Here is a 16643-nt window from a genome sequence, read left to right as displayed (position 1 = left end):
ACGGTTCGCCTGTACCGTCCGATGGCCCACCTGCCGCGATCAGCGACGATAGCGCACCGCCAGCTGCGCGGCCGCGGCGGCACGATGCCGGCGCAGGGCCAGGCCGAGCGGACTCATGCTCGCCACATCGGCGTCGCCCGCCTGCTCCTCCAGGGCGCGCTGCACGCGCGGCGACAGTCCCCAATCCGCAGAGATGGACTTGGCGCAGTGCGCCGACCAGGCCTCGAGCATCTCGGTGATGGCCGCCGGCGTGGGCGCTGCTTCGGCGTGGCGTGCATGGACATCGCGCAGCACCTGCACCACCGAGACCGCGCCCAGCCCGCACAGCAGTGCCAGCAGTTGCGCGGCGTTCGCATCCTCGCGGTCGGGCACCTGGGAGGCGGCGTGCGCCGACAGCAGGGTGTGTTCCCACAGGACCGCCGCACAGCGGCCGAAGACGCTGCTGTCGTCGACGATGACCGGCTGCAGCAGCGCCGCCAGCACGATCTGGCGCAGGCCCTCGGTGCCGAGCAGGGCCACCGCCCGCTCCAGGTTCTCGATCGGCTCGGGATGGCGGCGGTAGACGACGCTGTTGGCGATGCGCAGCAGGTTGCCGGCCAGCGCCGGATCCTGGCCCAGGATCGTGGCGATGGAATGGGCGCCGGCGGTCGGATCGTTGATCGCACGGGTCAGCTGCGGCAACAGGTGCGGACGCCGCGGCGTGTAGCGCGGATGCGCGTCGATGCGCGCCAGCACCGCGGCGGCATCGGCCATGACCGCCGGCGCGGCCGCTGCCGACGCGCTCACCGGGCGGCCGGCGAATGCCAGTTCACACAGGTGCGCCAGGATCGCGGCATCCGGCACCGGTTCCAGGTCGATCAGGGCGGGGTCGGCGAACGGGTCGAGGCCCGGCTCCGCTGCGGCAGCAGGCGCGGCCGGAACGGTGCGTGCAGGCGTTGCCGGCGCCGCGGGCAGATCGGCCTCCTCGGCAACGGCACGCGCCTGCGGCGCCTCCGCCGCATCGCCGCTGCCACGGCGCAGCCACCACCACAGTCCGGCCCCCAGCACCAACGCACCCGCGCTGATGGCAATCCACATGATCGGCACGATCGTCGTCATCCGCAAAACATCGCCAGGTCCCCGCGCCCGGCCACCGGTGCGCACCCACGCGGCACGCCGTGTCATTCAAGCACGCCGCGCAGGTTTCTGCGCAACGCCGACGTGATGCGAGCGCAGACCTCCGTGAGGCGGTCATGGACAACGCGCGATCGCGCCACTCAACAGCAAGCAAGCGGCGTGCCGACAACGCCCCTCACCACGCCGCGGGCCTGCCGCGTCCGCCACTCGCTGCCCGCTGCCCGCTGCGTACGACGCGTGGCCGATCTGGCCGAGGCGATGGGGCTTGACCGCCGCCCTCTCGGTGGCGACCGCCCCCTACGCTCAGTGCGGCGCTGGCGTCGGCGCCGCGCGATGGCCGTAGCTGAGTACCCGCGTCAATTTCCAACCGTCCGGATCCTGGCGCCACACCATCACGAACTTGGCGATGCCATCGCAACGGCCGCTGGCCAGCTCGCAGAAGCGGTGCTCGCCCTCCTCGATCGCCCCGAAGTCCTTGATCGGGTAGACCCGCAAGGTGCCGGGCAGCAATTCGCGACGAACCTTGCCGCAGATCCATTTGCGCGTGCTGTCGACGACGCTCGCGCGGTCCCAGGTGACGCCGCCGGTGTCGTGGTAGAACTCCACGTCCGGCACGAACAAGGACTCGAACGCGGCCAGGTCGCAGCGGTTGTAGGCATCGAACAGGCGCTGGTCCAGCGCCGCGACGGTGTCGAACAGCGGTCCCGCCGCGCCGTCCTCGGCCGGTTCCGCCGCGCGGGTCGCCGCCGCGCACGCCATCAACATTGCCAACACTCCCCAGGCTTTCATCGGCACCCTCCGCGTGAATCGATGGGACACTATGGGACTGCCCAGGCAGCGGCCGCAAGATCGCCGCATGCGCTGGAGCGTCGCCGCAGCGGCAGGCGCCGCAGTCGCCCTCGCCGCCCCCGGCGCGCCGCCATCGGCATCTACCGCCGTCGGCGCCTACATGTTGCGCCGATACTCGCCGCCCACCTCGTACAGCGCATGGCTGATCTGGCCCAGGCTATGGGTCTTGACCGCCTCCATCAGCGCCGCGAACACGTTGCGGCGCTCGCGCGCGGTGCGCTGCAGCGTCCCCAGCCCGGCATCGTCGGCGGCCAGCGCCAGGGCATTGCGACGCTGCTGCCAGTCGCGCACGTTGCCGATCTGCTGGTCCTTTTCCTGCTCGGTGGAGCGGATCAGCTCGATCTCGGTCGCGGTCTCGCCGGCGTGCTCCTTGGGCAGGAACGTGTTGACCCCGACCAGGGGCAGGCTGCCGTCGTGCTTCTTGTGCTCGTAGTACAGGCTCTCTTCCTGGATCTTGCCGCGCTGGTACATGGTGTCCATCGCGCCGAGCACGCCGCCTCGCTCGCTGATCGCCTCGAACTCCTTGTACACCGCCTCCTCAACCAGGTCGGTGAGCTGCTCGACGATGAAGCTGCCCTGCCAGGGGTTCTCGCAGAAGTTCAGCCCCAGCTCCTTGTTGATGATCATCTGGATCGCCACCGCGCGGCGCACGCTCTCCTCGGTGGGCGTGGTGATCGCCTCGTCGTAGGCGTTGGTGTGCAGGCTGTTGCAGTTGTCGAACAGCGCGTACAGCGCCTGCAGCGTGGTGCGGATGTCGTTGAACTGGATCTCCTGCGCGTGCAGCGAACGGCCCGAGGTCTGGATGTGGTACTTCATCATCTGGCTGCGCTCGTTGCCGCCGTAGCGCTCGCGCATCGCCCGCGCCCAGATCCGCCGCGCCACCCGGCCGATCACCGTGTACTCCGGGTCCATGCCGTTGCTGAAGAAGAAGCTCAGGTTCGGCGCGAAGTCGTCGATGTGCATGCCGCGCGCCAGGTAGTACTCGACGATGGTGAAGCCGTTGCTGAGGGTGAAGGCGAGCTGGCTGATCGGGTTCGCCCCGGCCTCGGCGATGTGGTAGCCGGAGATCGACACCGAGTAGAAGTTGCGCACCTTCTGCTCGACGAAATACTGCTGGATGTCGCCCATCATGCGCAGTGCGAACTCGGTGCTGAAGATGCAGGTGTTCTGCGCCTGGTCCTCCTTGAGGATGTCGGCCTGCACCGTACCGCGCACACTGGACAGGGTCTGCGCCTTGATCTGTGCATAGGTCTCCGCGTCCACCAACTGGTCGCCGCTGACTCCGAGCAGGGCCAGGCCGAGGCCGTCGTTGCTCGGCGGCAACGCGCCGTGATAGCGCGGGCGTTCGCGGCCTTCGAACAGCCGTGCCAGCGTCTGCTCGGCCTGCGCCCAGCGCTGCGCATCGGCCTTGAGATGTTTCTCCACCTGCTGATCGATGGCGGTGTTCATGAACATCGCCAGGATCATCGGCGCCGGGCCGTTGATGGTCATCGACACGCTGGTGGTCGGCGCGCACAGGTCGAAGCCGGAGTACAGCTTCTTCATGTCGTCCAGGGTCGGGATGTTGACCCCGGAGTTGCCGATCTTGCCGTAGATGTCCGGGCGTGGCGCCGGGTCCTCGCCATACAGGGTGACGCTGTCGAAGGCGGTGGACAGGCGCGCGGCCGGCTGGCCGACGCTCAGGTAATGGAAGCGCCGGTTGGTGCGCTCGGGGGTGCCTTCGCCGGCGAACATGCGGATCGGATCCTCGCCGGTGCGCCGGTACGGATACACGCCGCCGGTATAGGGATAGCTGCCGGGCAGGTTCTCCTTGCCGAGGAAGGTCAGCAGTTCGCCCCAGCTCTTGTAGCGCGGCGCGGCGATCTTCGGAATGGACTGGTGGCTCAGCGACTCCCGGTAGTTCTCCACCCGGATCGGCTTGCCGCGCACCGCATATTCGGTGACCGGATCGGTGATCGACTTCAGCCGCTGCGGCCACTCGCGCAGCAGCTTCAGCGATTCGCTGGACAGCGACTGCAGCGCATCGTTGTAGCGCTGGCGCAGCAACAGCAGGCTGGCGTCGACGGCAGCATCGGACGCCTCGGTGGATGCGCGCGACGCCGGCAGCAGGTCCTGCGCCGCATACAGTTCCAGTTGCGCCGGCAACTGCGGATCCTGCAGTTCGTGCAGCGCCTGCCAGAACGCCTGCGCGCGGTCGGCGGCCTCGGCCTGGCGCAGCACCCCGGCATTGATCGCCCGCCCCTGCTCGGCGATCTCGGCCAGGTATCGCACGCGCGCGCCGGGAATCAGCACGGTGGCGCGCGGTTCCTTCAACGTGGTGTCGAGTTGCGGACGGAAATCGCAATTGGCCTGCGAACCCGGCGCGTTTGCCGCGGCGTCCGCGTGCGTCGCCAGCTTCTCGCGCAACAGACGGCACAGATTGACGAACATCCAGCTCACGCCCGGGTCGTTGAACTGGCTGGCAATGGTCGGATACACCGGCACCGCCTCGTCCTCCAACTGGAACGCCGCACGGTTGCGCCGCCACTGCTTGCGCACGTCGCGCAGCGCGTCCTCGGCGCCGCGCCGGTCGTACTTGTTCAGCACCACCAGCTCGGCGAAGTCGAGCATGTCGATCTTCTCCAGCTGGCTCGGCGCACCGTAGTCGCTGGTCATCACGTACACCGGGAAATCGACCAGGTCGACGATCTCCGAGTCGCTCTGGCCGATGCCGGCGGTTTCCACGATCACCAGGTCGTAGCCGATGCCCTTCAGCAGCGCGATGCAGTCCTTCAGCACCCGGTTGGTGGCGGCGTGCTGGCGCCGCGTGGCCATCGAACGCATGTACACGCGCGGGCTGCGCAGCGCGTTCATGCGGATGCGGTCGCCGAGCAGCGCACCGCCGGTGCGGCGCCGGCTGGGGTCGACCGACACCACCGCGATGCGCATCTGCGGAAAGCTGGCCAGGAAGCGGTTGAGCAGTTCGTCGGTGACCGAGGACTTGCCGGCGCCGCCGGTGCCGGTGAGGCCGAGCACCGGTGCGGTGCGCCGGCTACGCGGCTCGGCTGCGGACGTCGCGCCGGATTGCCACTGCTTGCGCAGCAGCGCCAGTTCCGCCTCCGAGAACGCCCCGTCCTCGATCGCCGACAGCATCCGGCCGATCCCGATCTCGTCGTCGATGTCCGGCAGCGGCGAGCCGGCCGGCGTCGCGCCGCGCGCGTCGGTTGCGGCCTCACGCCCGCGCCCGGCTCGCGCCACCACGTCCTCGATCATCTCCACCAGGCCCATCTTCATGCCGTCGTTGGGATGGTAGATGCGCTCCACCCCATAGGCCTGCAGCTCGGCGATCTCCTCGGGGGTGATGGTGCCGCCACCGCCGCCGAACACCCGCACATGGCCGGCGCCGCGCTCGCGCAGCATGTCCACCATGTACTTGAAGTACTCCACGTGGCCGCCCTGGTAGGAGGACAGCGCGATCGCGTCGGCATCCTCGTGCAGCGCCGCCCGCACCACGTCCTCGACGCTGCGGTTGTGGCCGAGATGGATCACCTCGGCGCCCTGCGCCTGGATCAGGCGGCGCATGATGTTGATCGCCGCATCGTGGCCGTCGAACAGGCTGGCGGCGGTGACGAAACGCAAGGGACTGGCGTCCGTCTGCGGCAACGGAACGCGGGACGCGGGAAGGCTCATCGTACGGACATCGAAAAGAGAATGTCGCGATTCTAGGCGCGCAGCGCGACGCGGGCAGGTTGCGCTGCAGCATGCGCGTCCGCGCCGCGGGCCGCGCACGTGCCGCCGTGCCTGGCTATCCATTGCATGAATGCGCGCTCGGGGGCGCGTCAACACCCGAGCCGGTCGCGACGTTTCCTCCCGCGTCGGCACCCCGCCGATGCCTTCGGAGAACTCGCATGTTCGCTCGTCCCTTGTTGCTGGCCACCCTGCTCGGCGGCGCGCTCGCCGGCGGCATGGCGGCCGCACCCGCGCAGGCGCGCGAGGTGGTGGAACTGTCGGTCCGCACCGCGCCGCCGCCGCCGCGCGTGGAACGGGTGGTGGTGCGGCCCGGCTATGTCTGGATGCCCGGCTACTGGCAGTGGAACGGGCGCCGCCACGTCTGGGTCGCCGGCCGCTACGTGGTGGAACGGCCGGGCTACGTCTACGTCGGTCCGCGCTGGGAGCACCACGGCCCCGCCTATCGCTTCCACGCCGGGTACTGGGTCCGCCGCTGATTCAGCGTCCCGCAGCGCCGCGCGCGATCGCCGTGCTGGCGGCACGCGCGGCGGCGTTCCCAATACCTGCATGGCCGCCGGCACGCGCGGCGCGCCGCCAAATCCACGCCGCTCCCGCAGGTGCGGCGCCAGCTCGTCGGGGGCCATGTTGTGGGAGGGACTTCAGTCCCGACGCATGAAGGTGCCAGGTGGTTTTGTACATCGCTCGTCGCGGCTGAAGCCGCTCCCACAGATGCAGCTTCAGCCTTGTTGGAGGACTGCACTGTGGGAGGGACTTCAGTCCCGACGACGGAGGGTGTCAGTCGGCTTTCTGCTTCGCCTGTCGCGACTGCATGACAGTTGACTCCCGCTGCGCTGCTCCTTAGAGACTTCAGTCCCGGCGCGTGGGACTGAACGCCGTCGGGGCTGAAGCCCCTCCCACACTGCGATCGCATTTGTCGGCCACCACCACGGGTGGACAAGGTCCCGACCGGCACCGTTCGCCCGGCTCGTTCTCGTGTGGCGGCCGCCGTCTCCGCCGAGGGCCACCCTGTTCCGCGATCTCAGGCATCGCCCGGGCAAACGGGCGCGCTGCTGCCCCCTGGCGTCGCACGGAGCGGCGAGATGCCCATACCGCGGGCCGCGACGGCGGCGCGCGGGCGGCCGGCAATTGCTTTAAAATGCCGCCATCGCGACGCTCAGGGCCTGTTCCGGAACCGTCGCGTTTTTGTTTTGCGCCACCCCCAGGCACGTTCCTGGACCCATGGTGTCCGACACCTGCAACGCCAGCGGAGCCCCCATGCTTTTCGAAACGCTAGCCAACACCGGCCACGAACAGGTCGTCTTCTGCCACAACCGCGACGTCGGACTGCAGGCGATCATCGCCATCCACAACACCGTGCTCGGCCCTGCGCTGGGCGGCGTGCGCATGCGCCCCTACGCCAACACCGAATCGGCCTTGCAGGACGCGCTGCGGCTCAGCCGCACCATGACCTACAAGAACGCGCTGGCCGGTCTCAACATCGGCGGCGGCAAGGCGGTGATCATCGGCGACCCGAAGAGCGACAAGTCCGAAGCGCTGTTCCGCGCCTTCGGCCGCTACGTGGATTCGCTGGGCGGCCGCTACATCACCGCCGAGGACGTCGGCACCGACGTCAACGACATGGAACAGATCTACCTGGAGACCGAGTACGTCACCGGCGTGCACCAGGTGCACGGCGGCTCCGGCGACCCGGCCCCGTTCACCGCCTACGGCGCGCTGCAGGCGCTGATGGCCTCGCTGCAACGCAAGTTCGGCCACGAGGAGATCGGCAAGACCAGCATCGCCGTGCAGGGCCTGGGCCATATCGGCATGGAGTTGGTGAAGCTGCTCAAGGAACGCGGCGCCAAGCTGTACGTGACCGACCTGGACCCGGCGCTGGTCGCGCGCGCGGTGGCCGAATACGGCGCCGAAGCGGTGGACCCGGACGACATCTACGACGTCGCCGCCGACGTGCTGGCGCCATGCGCCATGGAGAGCGCGCTCGACGAGGCCAAGCTGCCGCGGCTCAAGGTCAAGATCGTCTGCGGTACCGCCAACAACCAGCTGGCCAATCCCGCGGTCGGCGAGGAACTGCACCGCCGCGGCATCCTCTACGCGCCCGACTACGCGGTCAACGCCGGCGGGGTGATGAACGTGTCGCTGGAAATCGACGGCTACAACCGCGAACGCGCGATGCGGCTGATCCGCAGCATGTACCACAACCTCGGCAAGATCTTCGACCTGTCCGAACGCGAGAACATTCCGCCGCAACAGGCCGCCGACCGCATCGCCGAGGCGCGGATGCAGGCGATCGGCAAGCTCAAGCTGCCGCTGGGCCGCACCGCACCGCGCTCGATGGGCCATCTGCGCGGCGAGTGACGCGCGCGCGCAGCCTGCGCCGCAGGCGGAATGCCGCAGGGCCTGAGATGTCCTGGCCCTATGTGACCGATCGACCCCGATCCGGCGCAGCACGCGCCGGACCGGGTACCCGGACTCAGAAACCCAGGCGATAGCGCAGCGACACCGCGCGGTCGTCGCCGCGCGGGCCGAACCGCTGGTCGTAGCCCAGCCCCAGCAACGCCCCGTTCCAGCGCGTCTGCAGGCTGGCGCCGAACAGGCCGCCGGAGCGCGCCGGCTGCAGGTCCACCAGCGGCGCCCAGGCGTTCACGCCGACGAAGCTGGCCTGCCGGTCCAGTCCCTGTGCAGCCAACGTCTGCTGCCACTCGGCATACCCCTGCAGCGACCAGCCGCGCCCGCCGAACCCGCCCCGCAGGCCGGCCAGCGCCTGGCTGCGCGAGGAACTGGCGGCGCCGGCCATCAGCCCGAAGCCGTCGCCGCCCTGCTCGCGGAAGCCATCGCTGTCGATGCGGCTGTAGTCGGCACCGGCATACGGGGTCAGCCACGCCGGGCCACGCCCGAACCGATAGCCGACCTCGACGCTGGAGGACAGGAAGCGACCGGCATAACGGCTGGACGCGTCGGCGACGGTGTCGCCGAGCAGCAAACTGCGGTCGAGCTGGCGCTGGTACTGGCCGCTGCCCAGTTGCGCCAGCGCATAGGCATTGCCGGCCATCGCCCCCAGATAGGCCTGGCCCTGTACCTGGCGGTTGCGGCTGCGGTCCAGGCTGCCGGCGTCGCTGGCACGGCTCTCGCCGAACGCGACGCCAGCGACGAGGTGATCGCTCAGGCGCAGGTCCTGGCCCATCAGCCAGCCATCGAGCTGGAACTGGCTGCCGGCGAAACTGCCCTGCCCGGTCTCGCCCAGGCGCTGGCTCCAGGCGCCGACCACGCGCGGTTGATCGACCAATATGTCGAAGCGGCTGGACAGCGCGCGCCGCTGCAGGTCCATGGTGTCGAAGGTCATGGCGGTGGCCGCGGCATGCGCCTCGCCGGACAGGCTGCGCAGCGTGGCCGACGCCGCCGCCACGCTCGGCGACTGCTGCACCGCGCCGGCCGCCTTGAGCAGGGCGCCGTCGACCGTGGCCGGGTCGTGGCTCAGTTGCGTGTTGAGCTGCGCGAACGCCGCATCCACGCGCGTCGCCGACGCCAGGGTGGCCGCGGTGATGTTGCCGAAGCTGGCCGCGGCGGCGGTGACGCTCAGCGACTGCACGGTGATCGAGGCGCTGGTGGCGTCGTAGGACAGGAACGAGGTCAGGAACACGTTCGACGGCGTGGTCACCGACGCGAACGTGCCGGTGAGTCCACCGCTGGCCTCCAGCACCTTGTAGGCGGTGTTGTTGACCACGTAGTCGCGCTTGCCCAGCACGTACAGCGAACCGCCCTGCAGAGCGGCGCTGCCGCCGACCGAGAGCTTGTCGCCGACCAGCAGGGCCAGGCGGCCGTTGCTGCTCTGCACGTAGTTGCCGCTCAGGCTCAGGGTGGCCACGCCGACCTGGAAGGTGCCGGCGTTGGCGACGCTGCCGCCGAGCGCGCCGGTGCCGACGAAGGTGGCGCCATTGCTGATCGCCACGTTCGAACTGCCCAGGCTGGCCGCACTGAGCGTGCCGCCCTGCACCTGGGTGTCGCCGCTGTAGGTGTTCTGGGTGCCGCTCAGGGTCAGCGTGCCGCTGCCCTGCTTGATCAGGCCGCCGCTGCCGGCGATGTTGTTGGCCCAGGTCGAGCTGCCGGTGAACCCCACCGTCACGTCGCCCCAGTCGAAGCGGCCCGGTCCCTGCACCGCCTTGCCGACGTTGAGCAGGCCGTAGCCGAAGGTCGCGTCCACGCCGGGCGTGCCCAGGTCGGTGGCCGTGCCGAGCAGGGTCTGCCGAACCAGGTCGTTGCTGAAGTACGGGAAGGCCTGCCAGACCAGTGCCGCCGCGCCGGACACCAGCGGCGCCGCGAACGAGGTGCCGCTGCCGTAGTAGTAGTCGGGGTTGCTGGTGGAGGTGGTCGCCTTGGGATCGACGAACACCTCGGTGCCGGGTGCGACCAGGCAATAGCGCATCGCCGCGCCGCAGGCGTTGGAATACGAGGCCAGTTGCGTGCCGGTGCTCGAATCGGTCGCCGCCACCACCAGCCAGCCGCGCTCCAGATCCGCCGCCGGCAGCGTGCCGTTGGGGCCGGACTTGCTGGGCAGCGAGGCGATGTCCGAGGGCGTGGACTTGGATTCGTTGCCGGCGGCGAACACCACCAGGCCGCCGTTGCCGATCACGAACGGGCGGTACTCGGCGGCGATGGCGTTGGTCGAGCTCAGGTCGGTCCAGTAGATCCCGCCCCAGGAGTTGTTCATCACCTTGACCCCGGCATTGATCAGGTCCTGGTGCACCTGGGTCAGGCCCAGTCCACCACTGACCTGGTTGCCGCTGCCGCTGCCGTCGTCCTTGGGCGGGGTGTCGGAAATGATGCGCGCCGACACGATCTGCGCGCCCGGCGCAATGCCGCCCGGCCACTGCCCGACCGACTTGCCCGCCGCCAGCTGGGCCACGGTGGTGCCGTGGCCGTCGACGTCGTCGACCTGGGTGTTGTTCTGGCTGGGATCGACGTAGATCAGGTTCGACACCACCCGCCCGGCCAACGCGGGATGGTTGCGATTGACGCCGGTGTCGACCACGCCGATGCGGTAGCCGCTGCCGTCGTAGCCGGCGCTGTGCGCGGCCAGCGTATTGGTCAGGGTCAGATGCGCGTCGAACGCCGGCTGTGGCGGGGGCGGCGAGGTCGGCGGCGGACTGCCGTGGACCAGATTGCCGCCACCGCCACCGCCACCACCGCACGAGGTGAGCGCAACCGCCACCGCGGCCGCCAGCAGCGATCGTGCCATCAATACCCGCATGTCCTTCCCCTCTGCCTTGATCTGCCGCACCGGCCGGTGCCATTCCCATTCATCGGCCGTCGGCGACGGCGATGACCCGAAGCCAATCTACACCGAAACCGCATTCGCGGGACGCCCGCCCAGGACCCTGCGATTGGCAGAATCTGCGCCGCGGCCGATAATCGGCGCACCTCTTTCGTAAGGGTTTGCCATGACCGAGATCGTCATCGCCGCGGCCAAGCGCACCGCCATCGGCGCGTTCCTGGGCCAGTTCAACGGCGTGCCCACGCCGACGCTGGGCGCCGCGGCCATCCGCGCCGCGCTGGAGCAGTCCGGCATCCCCGCCGCCGACGTCTCCGAAGTCATCATGGGCTGCGTGCTGCCGGCCAACCTCGGCCAGGCCCCGGCGCGCCAGGCCGCGCGCGCGGCCGGCGTGCCCGACGGCACCGGCGCGACCACCATCAACAAGGTCTGCGGTTCGGGCATGAAGGCGGTGATGCTGGGCCACGACCTGATCAAGGCCGGTTCGGCCAGCATCGTCGTCGCCGGCGGCATGGAATCGATGAGCAACGCGCCGCACCTGCTGCCGAACTCGCGCACCGGCAACCGCTACGGCAACTTCCAGGCGGTCGACCACATGGCCTGGGACGGCCTGACCAATCCCGACGACGGCCAGGCGATGGGCGTGTTCGGCGAGGCCACCGCGGAGAAGTTCGGCTTCAGCCGCCAGGATCAGGACGCGTTCGCGATCGCATCGGTGAACCGTGCGCAGGCCGCACAGCGCGAGGGCGCCTTCGCCGACGAGATCGTTCCGGTCGCCGTCGCCACCCGCAAGGGCGAAGTGCGCGTCGACAGCGACGAGCAGCCGGGCAAGTCCGACGTCACCAAGATCCCGGCGCTGAAGCCGGCGTTCAAGAAGGACGGCACGGTCACCGCGGCCAGTTCCTCGAGCATCTCCGACGGCGCCGCCGCGCTGGTGCTGCTGGGCGCCGACGAGGCCGCACGCCGCGGCGTCGCGCCGCTGGCGCGGATCGTCGGCCACGCGACCTTCTCGCAGGCGCCGGAATGGTTCACCACCGCGCCGGTCGGCGCGATCCGCAAGTTGCTCGATCAGGTCGGCTGGAGTCTGGACGACGTCGACCTGTTCGAGATCAACGAAGCCTTCGCCGTGGTGGCGATGGTGCCGATCAAGGAACTGGGCCTGGACCACGCCAAGGTCAACGTCCACGGCGGCGCCTGTGCGCTCGGCCATCCGATCGGCGCCTCCGGTGCGCGGCTGCTGGTGACATTGCTAAATGCGTTGCGCAGCCGTGGCGGCCGCCGCGGAATCGCGACGCTGTGCATCGGTGGTGGCGAAGCGACAGCAGTCGCCATCGAATTGATTTGATTGGGATTAACCCCTGAAACACAAAAATGAATGCGCGTGCGCTTGACAGCCGACTTTGGCTTGTCATCATGTTGAGGGCGCGCATTCGCGCGTTGCCTAACTAAACGACGAGGATAGACACAATGAGCATCAACAAGCTGCTGATCGCAATGGCCCTGGGCCTGGCCCTGGCCGCGTGCTCGAAGCAGGAGCAGGCCCAGGACGCCGCCGCTTCGGCTAACGAAGCCGCCACCGACGCGCAGGCTGCTGCCGACCAGTCGGCTGCCGCCGGCGCCCCGACCGCCGACGCCGCTCAGGCCGCTGCCGACACCGCCGCGACCGCCGCCAACACCGCTGCCGACGCTTCGGCCGCTGCCGCCGCTGCCCCGACCGATGCCGCTGCCGACAAGGCTGCCGACACCGCCAAGGCTGCGGAAGACACCGCCGACAAGGCGAAGGACGCTGCTCAGGAAGCCAAGAAGTAATCACTTCTTGCTTTTTGCAGTCCTGAAAGAGCCGCTGGTCCGCCAGCGGCTTTTTCTTTGCCTGACGTTTGTCAGGGAACGCGGCAACGGGGCCACCACCGTACCGGCGCAGCGTGTCTCCGAACGGCGGGTGGGCAACGACGCATCCATGCTCCCCTCGCGCGAATGCCGCGCCGTCGTCCGCCGCTGACACCGCCTCGCAACGCGCGCCTGCGCAGGATTTCGCCCGCGCCATCGCCTCGCCACCGCGTTGCGCGCATGCAGTCCTCCGCATGACTGGACGACGCATCGCACTGCCGGCAGCGGCCACGCGACCTACCGGACGCCAGCGGTGAGCGACGCGTTCGATGCGCATCACCGCCGCGCGCCACGCAAGTGCAGGCGCGTGCACGCCGAAACCGAAGCCCAAGCCCAAGCCGAACATCAGCATTGCCCGCGTGACCGGCGCCCGCCCGCGGACACGCGCTTCGCAGTGTCGGGCGCCCACACCCGCGGCGCCTTCCCACCGGCGATAGCGCCTTCCTGAACATTGCCCCGCGCCACGGCTCCGCCTTGACGCAGGCTGCATGCGCCCCCGCCTAGGCTGCGCCGCGTCACCCACCCGTGGACGGAGAAGTCGCATGAACAAGACCCCGATCGTGGCCCTGCTGGGCGCCCTCGCACTGGCCGGCTGCCAGGGTCCCGAATCGCAGCAGGCGCAACGCGACGCCAAGGTCGCCGCCGAACAAACCGGCGAGGCCGCCAAGGAAGCCGCGGGCCAGGTCGCGCAGGCCGGACGCGAGGTCGCCGCCGACGCGCGCGACGCCGCACACCGCGCCGCCAATTCCGAGGCCGTGCAGGATGCCTCGGCGGCGGCAAAGGAAATGGCGGCCGATGCCAGCGAGGCCACCGCGAATGCGGCGCAGAAAGTCGCCGACAAGGCCCGCGAGAACGCCAACGAAGATCCGCACAACGGCGACCGCGAGCAGCACTGAGTCATCGGCCGTCCCCGCGCATGCGGGGGCGGTCACTGTCGCGCAGCGCGTGCCGCGCGCTGTGCCGGCGTGGCGGGTATTTTTGTGACGCCGGTCCAGGGCTTTTGCGGCGTCACAGTAGACTTTCGCGATGCCGATTCTCCAACGTGTGCGGGCCAAGACCCGCCTAGCCCTGTTGTTCTCCGCCGCGGTCTTCGTGCTGGTCGGCGCCGGCGTGTTCTACGGCGCGCAGCGCGCGATCTCCGACGCCGCGCGTGTCGCCCACACCCACGAAGTGCTGCGCAACATCGACGAGGTGCAGTCCACCTTGCTGATGACCGAATCCTCGCTGCGCGGCTACGAGTTGACCAACAACCAGGCCTATCTGAGCCTCTACTACGACAGTGCCGAACGCGTGCCGCGGCAATTGGCACAGTTGCGCATGCTGGTCTCCGACAATCCCGTGCAGATCGCCAATGTCCAGATGCTGCAGCAACTGGCGAACACGCGGCTGGTGCAGATGCGGCAGATGTTGGCGGTGTACCAGCGCGACGGTCTGGAAGCGCTGCAGCGGGCGATGGCGCCCAGCGTGTACCAGAGTTCCAGCGCGGTCCGCGACCAGGTGCAGCAGATGACCGACGTGGAACTGCAACTGCTGCAGAGCCGCGATACGTCCAACCAGCGCAGTGCCGACATGCTGCTGGCGCTCGCCCTCGCCGGCATCCCGTTCGGCCTGGGCAGCGTCGTCGTGGTGTACGCGCTGCTGTTGCGCGAACTGCGCAACCGCAGCAACGCCGAACAGGCCGCCTCGGTCGCCAACGAGAAGATGGAAGCCAGCATCAACGAGCTAGAGCGCACCAGTGCGGACCTCAACGCGCTCAGCCGGTATACCGGCCTGCTGCAGAGTTGCGTGGAGCCGGCCGAGGCACTGACGGTGACCGCGCGCCTGCTCGCCGCGCTGATGCCGGACACCGGCGGCAGCGTCTACCTGCTGCGCGCCTCGCGCGGCCGTGCCGAGGAGATCGTCAGCTGGGGCCAGCCGCCGGTCGGCAGCGAGCCGGCGGTGGCGCCGCAGGACTGCTGGGCCCTGCGTCGCGACAAGAGCCATTTCGTGCACGCACAGGGCCACGACTCGGCGTGCGCGCATCTGCGCGAGGATCCCTACGCCGCCGGGGCCAGCACCGCCTGCATTCCCCTTTCCGCGCAGGGCACGCAATTGGGCTTCGTGTTCCTGGCCGGGCGCGGCAGCGGCCCGCTGCCGCGCATCGCCATCGCCGAGGCCGCCGCCGAGCAGCTGTCGCTGGCCTTGAGCAACCTACGCCTGCGCGAGTCGCTGCGCCTGCAGTCGATCCGCGACCCACTCACCGGCCTGTTCAACCGGCGCTATCTGGAAGAATCGCTCAACCACGAACTGGCCCGCTGCGGGCGCCGGCAGATGCCGCTGTCGCTGCTGATGCTGGACGTGGACCACTTCAAGCAGTTCAACGACCTGCACGGCCATGGCGGCGGCGACAGCCTGCTGGCCGCGTTCGGGCAGATGCTGTCGACGCGGCTGCGCGGCGAGGACATCGCCTGCCGCTACGGCGGCGAGGAGTTCACGGTGATCCTGCCGGAGACCGGGCCGGAACAAGCGCTGGCCATCGCCGAACAGATCCGCGGCGCTGCCCAGCAACTGAGCGCCAGCGTGGACGGCAAGGCGCTGCCGGCGGTGACCATGTCGATCGGCGTGGCCAGTTATGCGCGCGACGGCGTGGTCGCCACCACCCTGCTGCGCAAGGCCGATGCGGCGCTGTACCGGGCCAAGCGCTGCGGCCGCAACCAGGTGCAGGCCTACGACCCGGCGCTGGACGGCATGGGCTGAATCGGCGGCGGTACCCGGCCGAGCCGTTGTTTTGAAGAAAGCGTCACAAAACCGACGCGATAGAGCGGCGATAGTCGCGCTTCCCCCGACTGGAGACGACAGCCCATGTCCATCTGGAAAGACCAGGGTCCCGCGCGCAAGGATGGCCTGCCGCCCGTTCCCGGCAACGGCGCATTGCCGCCGGAGCCGCGCCCGCCGGGCGATGCCGCCGCGGGCGAACCGCTCGCCGCGGTCGCCGCCGCCGCTCCTGCCGCCCGCACCGCCGCGCCCGCCCCGGCCGCGAAGGAATCGCTGATCGCCGCCGACATCAGCATCGAAGGCAAGATCGAGGGCACCGGTCACATCCGCATCGCTGGCAAGTTCAAGGGTGACGTCAACGTGCAGGGCGATCTCACCATCGAGACCGGCGCCAAGCTCAGCGGTGGCGTGCGCGCCGACAAGGTGGTGATCGCCGGCGAGCTCGAGGGCAACATCGAATCGGCCTCGCGGGTGGAGCTGCTCGCCTCCGGCGCGCTGATCGGCGACGTCAAGGCCGGCTCGCTGACCGTGGCCGCCGGATCGCGCATGCGCGGCCAGGCGGACTTCGGCTGGGATGACGACAAACATGCCCGCAAGGGCGGCAAGCCCGCGGAGTCCGACGCCGGCGCATGAGCAGCCCGCGTCCCGGCAGTCCGGGGGCGACCCGGACCTGCCCGCACTGCAAGGCCACCATCCTCGAAAGCGCCAGCGTGTGCCCGGCGTGCAAGCACCATTTGCGCTTCGATTCGGCGGTGCTGCAGCAGTCGGCGCCGTCGGCGCTGGTGCCGCTGCGCGTGGAGGGCAGCATCCGCCATCCGGACGACGGCAGTGCCTGGGAGTACACCGTGCTGGTGAGCATCCGCAACGGTCGCGGCGAGGAGATCAAACGCCAGTTGGTCGGCGTCGGCGCCATGCTCGACGGCGAGGAGCGCAGCTTCACGCTTTCGGTCGAGGCGACGCCGGTGCGGACTGGGAAGCGCGGCAGGCATTAGCGCCTTGCGGCGCCGGGATTGGGGATTGGGGATTGGGGATTGGGGATTGG

At 69.6% G+C, this 16643-nt stretch carries 12 protein-coding genes; 8 read left to right on the top strand and 4 right to left on the bottom strand.

Going from position 1 to position 16643, the window contains the following annotated elements:
• Positions 1–39: 39 nt before the first annotated feature.
• From ACP93_RS12210 to ACP93_RS12200, 3 genes are all read right to left on the bottom strand, one after another.
• Positions 40–1098: an HDOD domain-containing protein gene (locus ACP93_RS12210; protein ID WP_048490960.1), complete on the bottom strand. Its 1059-nt coding sequence runs from the start codon at positions 1096–1098 to the stop codon at positions 40–42.
• Between the two features lie 321 nt (positions 1099–1419).
• Complete coding sequence (locus ACP93_RS12205; RefSeq protein WP_048490959.1) at positions 1420–1905, bottom strand: nuclear transport factor 2 family protein; 486 nt, start codon at positions 1903–1905, stop codon at positions 1420–1422.
• 156 nt (positions 1906–2061) lie between these two features.
• Complete coding sequence (locus ACP93_RS12200) at positions 2062–5634, bottom strand: methylmalonyl-CoA mutase family protein (RefSeq protein WP_048490958.1); 3573 nt, start codon at positions 5632–5634, stop codon at positions 2062–2064.
• A 218-nt stretch (positions 5635–5852) separates the two neighbouring features.
• Between ACP93_RS12200 and ACP93_RS12195 the strand changes: the two genes are divergently transcribed.
• Together ACP93_RS12195 and ACP93_RS12190 are read left to right on the top strand one after the other, a co-directional pair.
• Complete coding sequence (locus ACP93_RS12195; protein ID WP_048490957.1) at positions 5853–6170, top strand: YXWGXW repeat-containing protein; 318 nt, start codon at positions 5853–5855, stop codon at positions 6168–6170.
• Between the two features lie 778 nt (positions 6171–6948).
• Positions 6949–8049, top strand: a complete 1101-nt coding sequence (locus ACP93_RS12190) for a Glu/Leu/Phe/Val dehydrogenase dimerization domain-containing protein (protein WP_048491026.1) — start codon at positions 6949–6951, stop codon at positions 8047–8049.
• A 115-nt stretch (positions 8050–8164) separates the two neighbouring features.
• Here ACP93_RS12190 and ACP93_RS12185 read toward each other — a convergent pair whose 3' ends face one another.
• On the bottom strand, positions 8165–10927 hold the full coding sequence (locus ACP93_RS12185) for an autotransporter serine protease (protein ID WP_228136025.1): 2763 nt from the start codon (positions 10925–10927) through the stop codon (positions 8165–8167).
• Positions 10928–11129: 202 nt separating this feature from the next.
• Between ACP93_RS12185 and ACP93_RS12180 the strand changes: the two genes are divergently transcribed.
• From ACP93_RS12180 to ACP93_RS12155, 6 genes are all read left to right on the top strand, one after another.
• On the top strand, positions 11130–12305 hold the full coding sequence (locus tag ACP93_RS12180) for a thiolase family protein (protein WP_048490956.1): 1176 nt from the start codon (positions 11130–11132) through the stop codon (positions 12303–12305).
• Positions 12306–12427: 122 nt separating this feature from the next.
• Positions 12428–12769, top strand: a complete 342-nt coding sequence (locus ACP93_RS12175; RefSeq protein WP_048490955.1) for a hypothetical protein — start codon at positions 12428–12430, stop codon at positions 12767–12769.
• A 620-nt stretch (positions 12770–13389) separates the two neighbouring features.
• Positions 13390–13743 (top strand): XAC1346 family secretion chaperone, encoded by a 354-nt coding sequence (locus ACP93_RS12170; RefSeq protein ID WP_048490954.1) that lies wholly within the window; start codon positions 13390–13392, stop codon positions 13741–13743.
• A gap of 130 nt (positions 13744–13873) precedes the next feature.
• Positions 13874–15583, top strand: coding sequence for a sensor domain-containing diguanylate cyclase (locus ACP93_RS12165; protein ID WP_048490953.1), 1710 nt, complete (start codon positions 13874–13876; stop codon positions 15581–15583).
• Between the two features lie 105 nt (positions 15584–15688).
• A complete protein-coding gene (locus ACP93_RS12160) occupies positions 15689–16234 on the top strand; it encodes a bactofilin family protein (RefSeq protein WP_048490952.1) in 546 nt (181 codons plus the stop codon).
• Positions 16231–16593, top strand: coding sequence for a hypothetical protein (locus ACP93_RS12155; RefSeq protein ID WP_048490951.1), 363 nt, complete (start codon positions 16231–16233; stop codon positions 16591–16593). The genes ACP93_RS12160 and ACP93_RS12155 overlap by 4 nt, the downstream gene beginning before the upstream one ends.
• Positions 16594–16643: the final 50 nt, after the last annotated feature.

The organism is Xanthomonas sp. NCPPB 1128 (assembly GCF_001043115.1).
Lineage (GTDB): Bacteria > Pseudomonadota > Gammaproteobacteria > Xanthomonadales > Xanthomonadaceae > Xanthomonas_A.
Note: the sequence above shows the minus strand (reverse complement) of the source record. Positions and strands in the feature narration are given on the sequence as shown.

What these genes read in the sequence shown, in the direction of transcription:
- ACP93_RS12210 (WP_048490960.1), bottom strand. Translation starts at nt 1,098, where the DNA reads ATGACGACGATCGTGCCGATCATGTGGATTGCCATCAGCGCGGGTGCG.
- ACP93_RS12205 (WP_048490959.1), bottom strand. Translation starts at nt 1,905, where the DNA reads ATGAAAGCCTGGGGAGTGTTGGCAATGTTGATGGCGTGCGCGGCGGCG.
- ACP93_RS12200 (WP_048490958.1), bottom strand. Translation starts at nt 5,634, where the DNA reads ATGAGCCTTCCCGCGTCCCGCGTTCCGTTGCCGCAGACGGACGCCAGT.
- ACP93_RS12195 (WP_048490957.1), top strand. Translation starts at nt 5,853, where the DNA reads ATGTTCGCTCGTCCCTTGTTGCTGGCCACCCTGCTCGGCGGCGCGCTC.
- ACP93_RS12190 (WP_048491026.1), top strand. Translation starts at nt 6,949, where the DNA reads ATGCTTTTCGAAACGCTAGCCAACACCGGCCACGAACAGGTCGTCTTC.
- ACP93_RS12185 (WP_228136025.1), bottom strand. Translation starts at nt 10,927, where the DNA reads ATGGCACGATCGCTGCTGGCGGCCGCGGTGGCGGTTGCGCTCACCTCG.
- ACP93_RS12180 (WP_048490956.1), top strand. Translation starts at nt 11,130, where the DNA reads ATGACCGAGATCGTCATCGCCGCGGCCAAGCGCACCGCCATCGGCGCG.
- ACP93_RS12175 (WP_048490955.1), top strand. Translation starts at nt 12,428, where the DNA reads ATGAGCATCAACAAGCTGCTGATCGCAATGGCCCTGGGCCTGGCCCTG.
- ACP93_RS12170 (WP_048490954.1), top strand. Translation starts at nt 13,390, where the DNA reads ATGAACAAGACCCCGATCGTGGCCCTGCTGGGCGCCCTCGCACTGGCC.
- ACP93_RS12165 (WP_048490953.1), top strand. Translation starts at nt 13,874, where the DNA reads ATGCCGATTCTCCAACGTGTGCGGGCCAAGACCCGCCTAGCCCTGTTG.
- ACP93_RS12160 (WP_048490952.1), top strand. Translation starts at nt 15,689, where the DNA reads ATGTCCATCTGGAAAGACCAGGGTCCCGCGCGCAAGGATGGCCTGCCG.
- ACP93_RS12155 (WP_048490951.1), top strand. Translation starts at nt 16,231, where the DNA reads ATGAGCAGCCCGCGTCCCGGCAGTCCGGGGGCGACCCGGACCTGCCCG.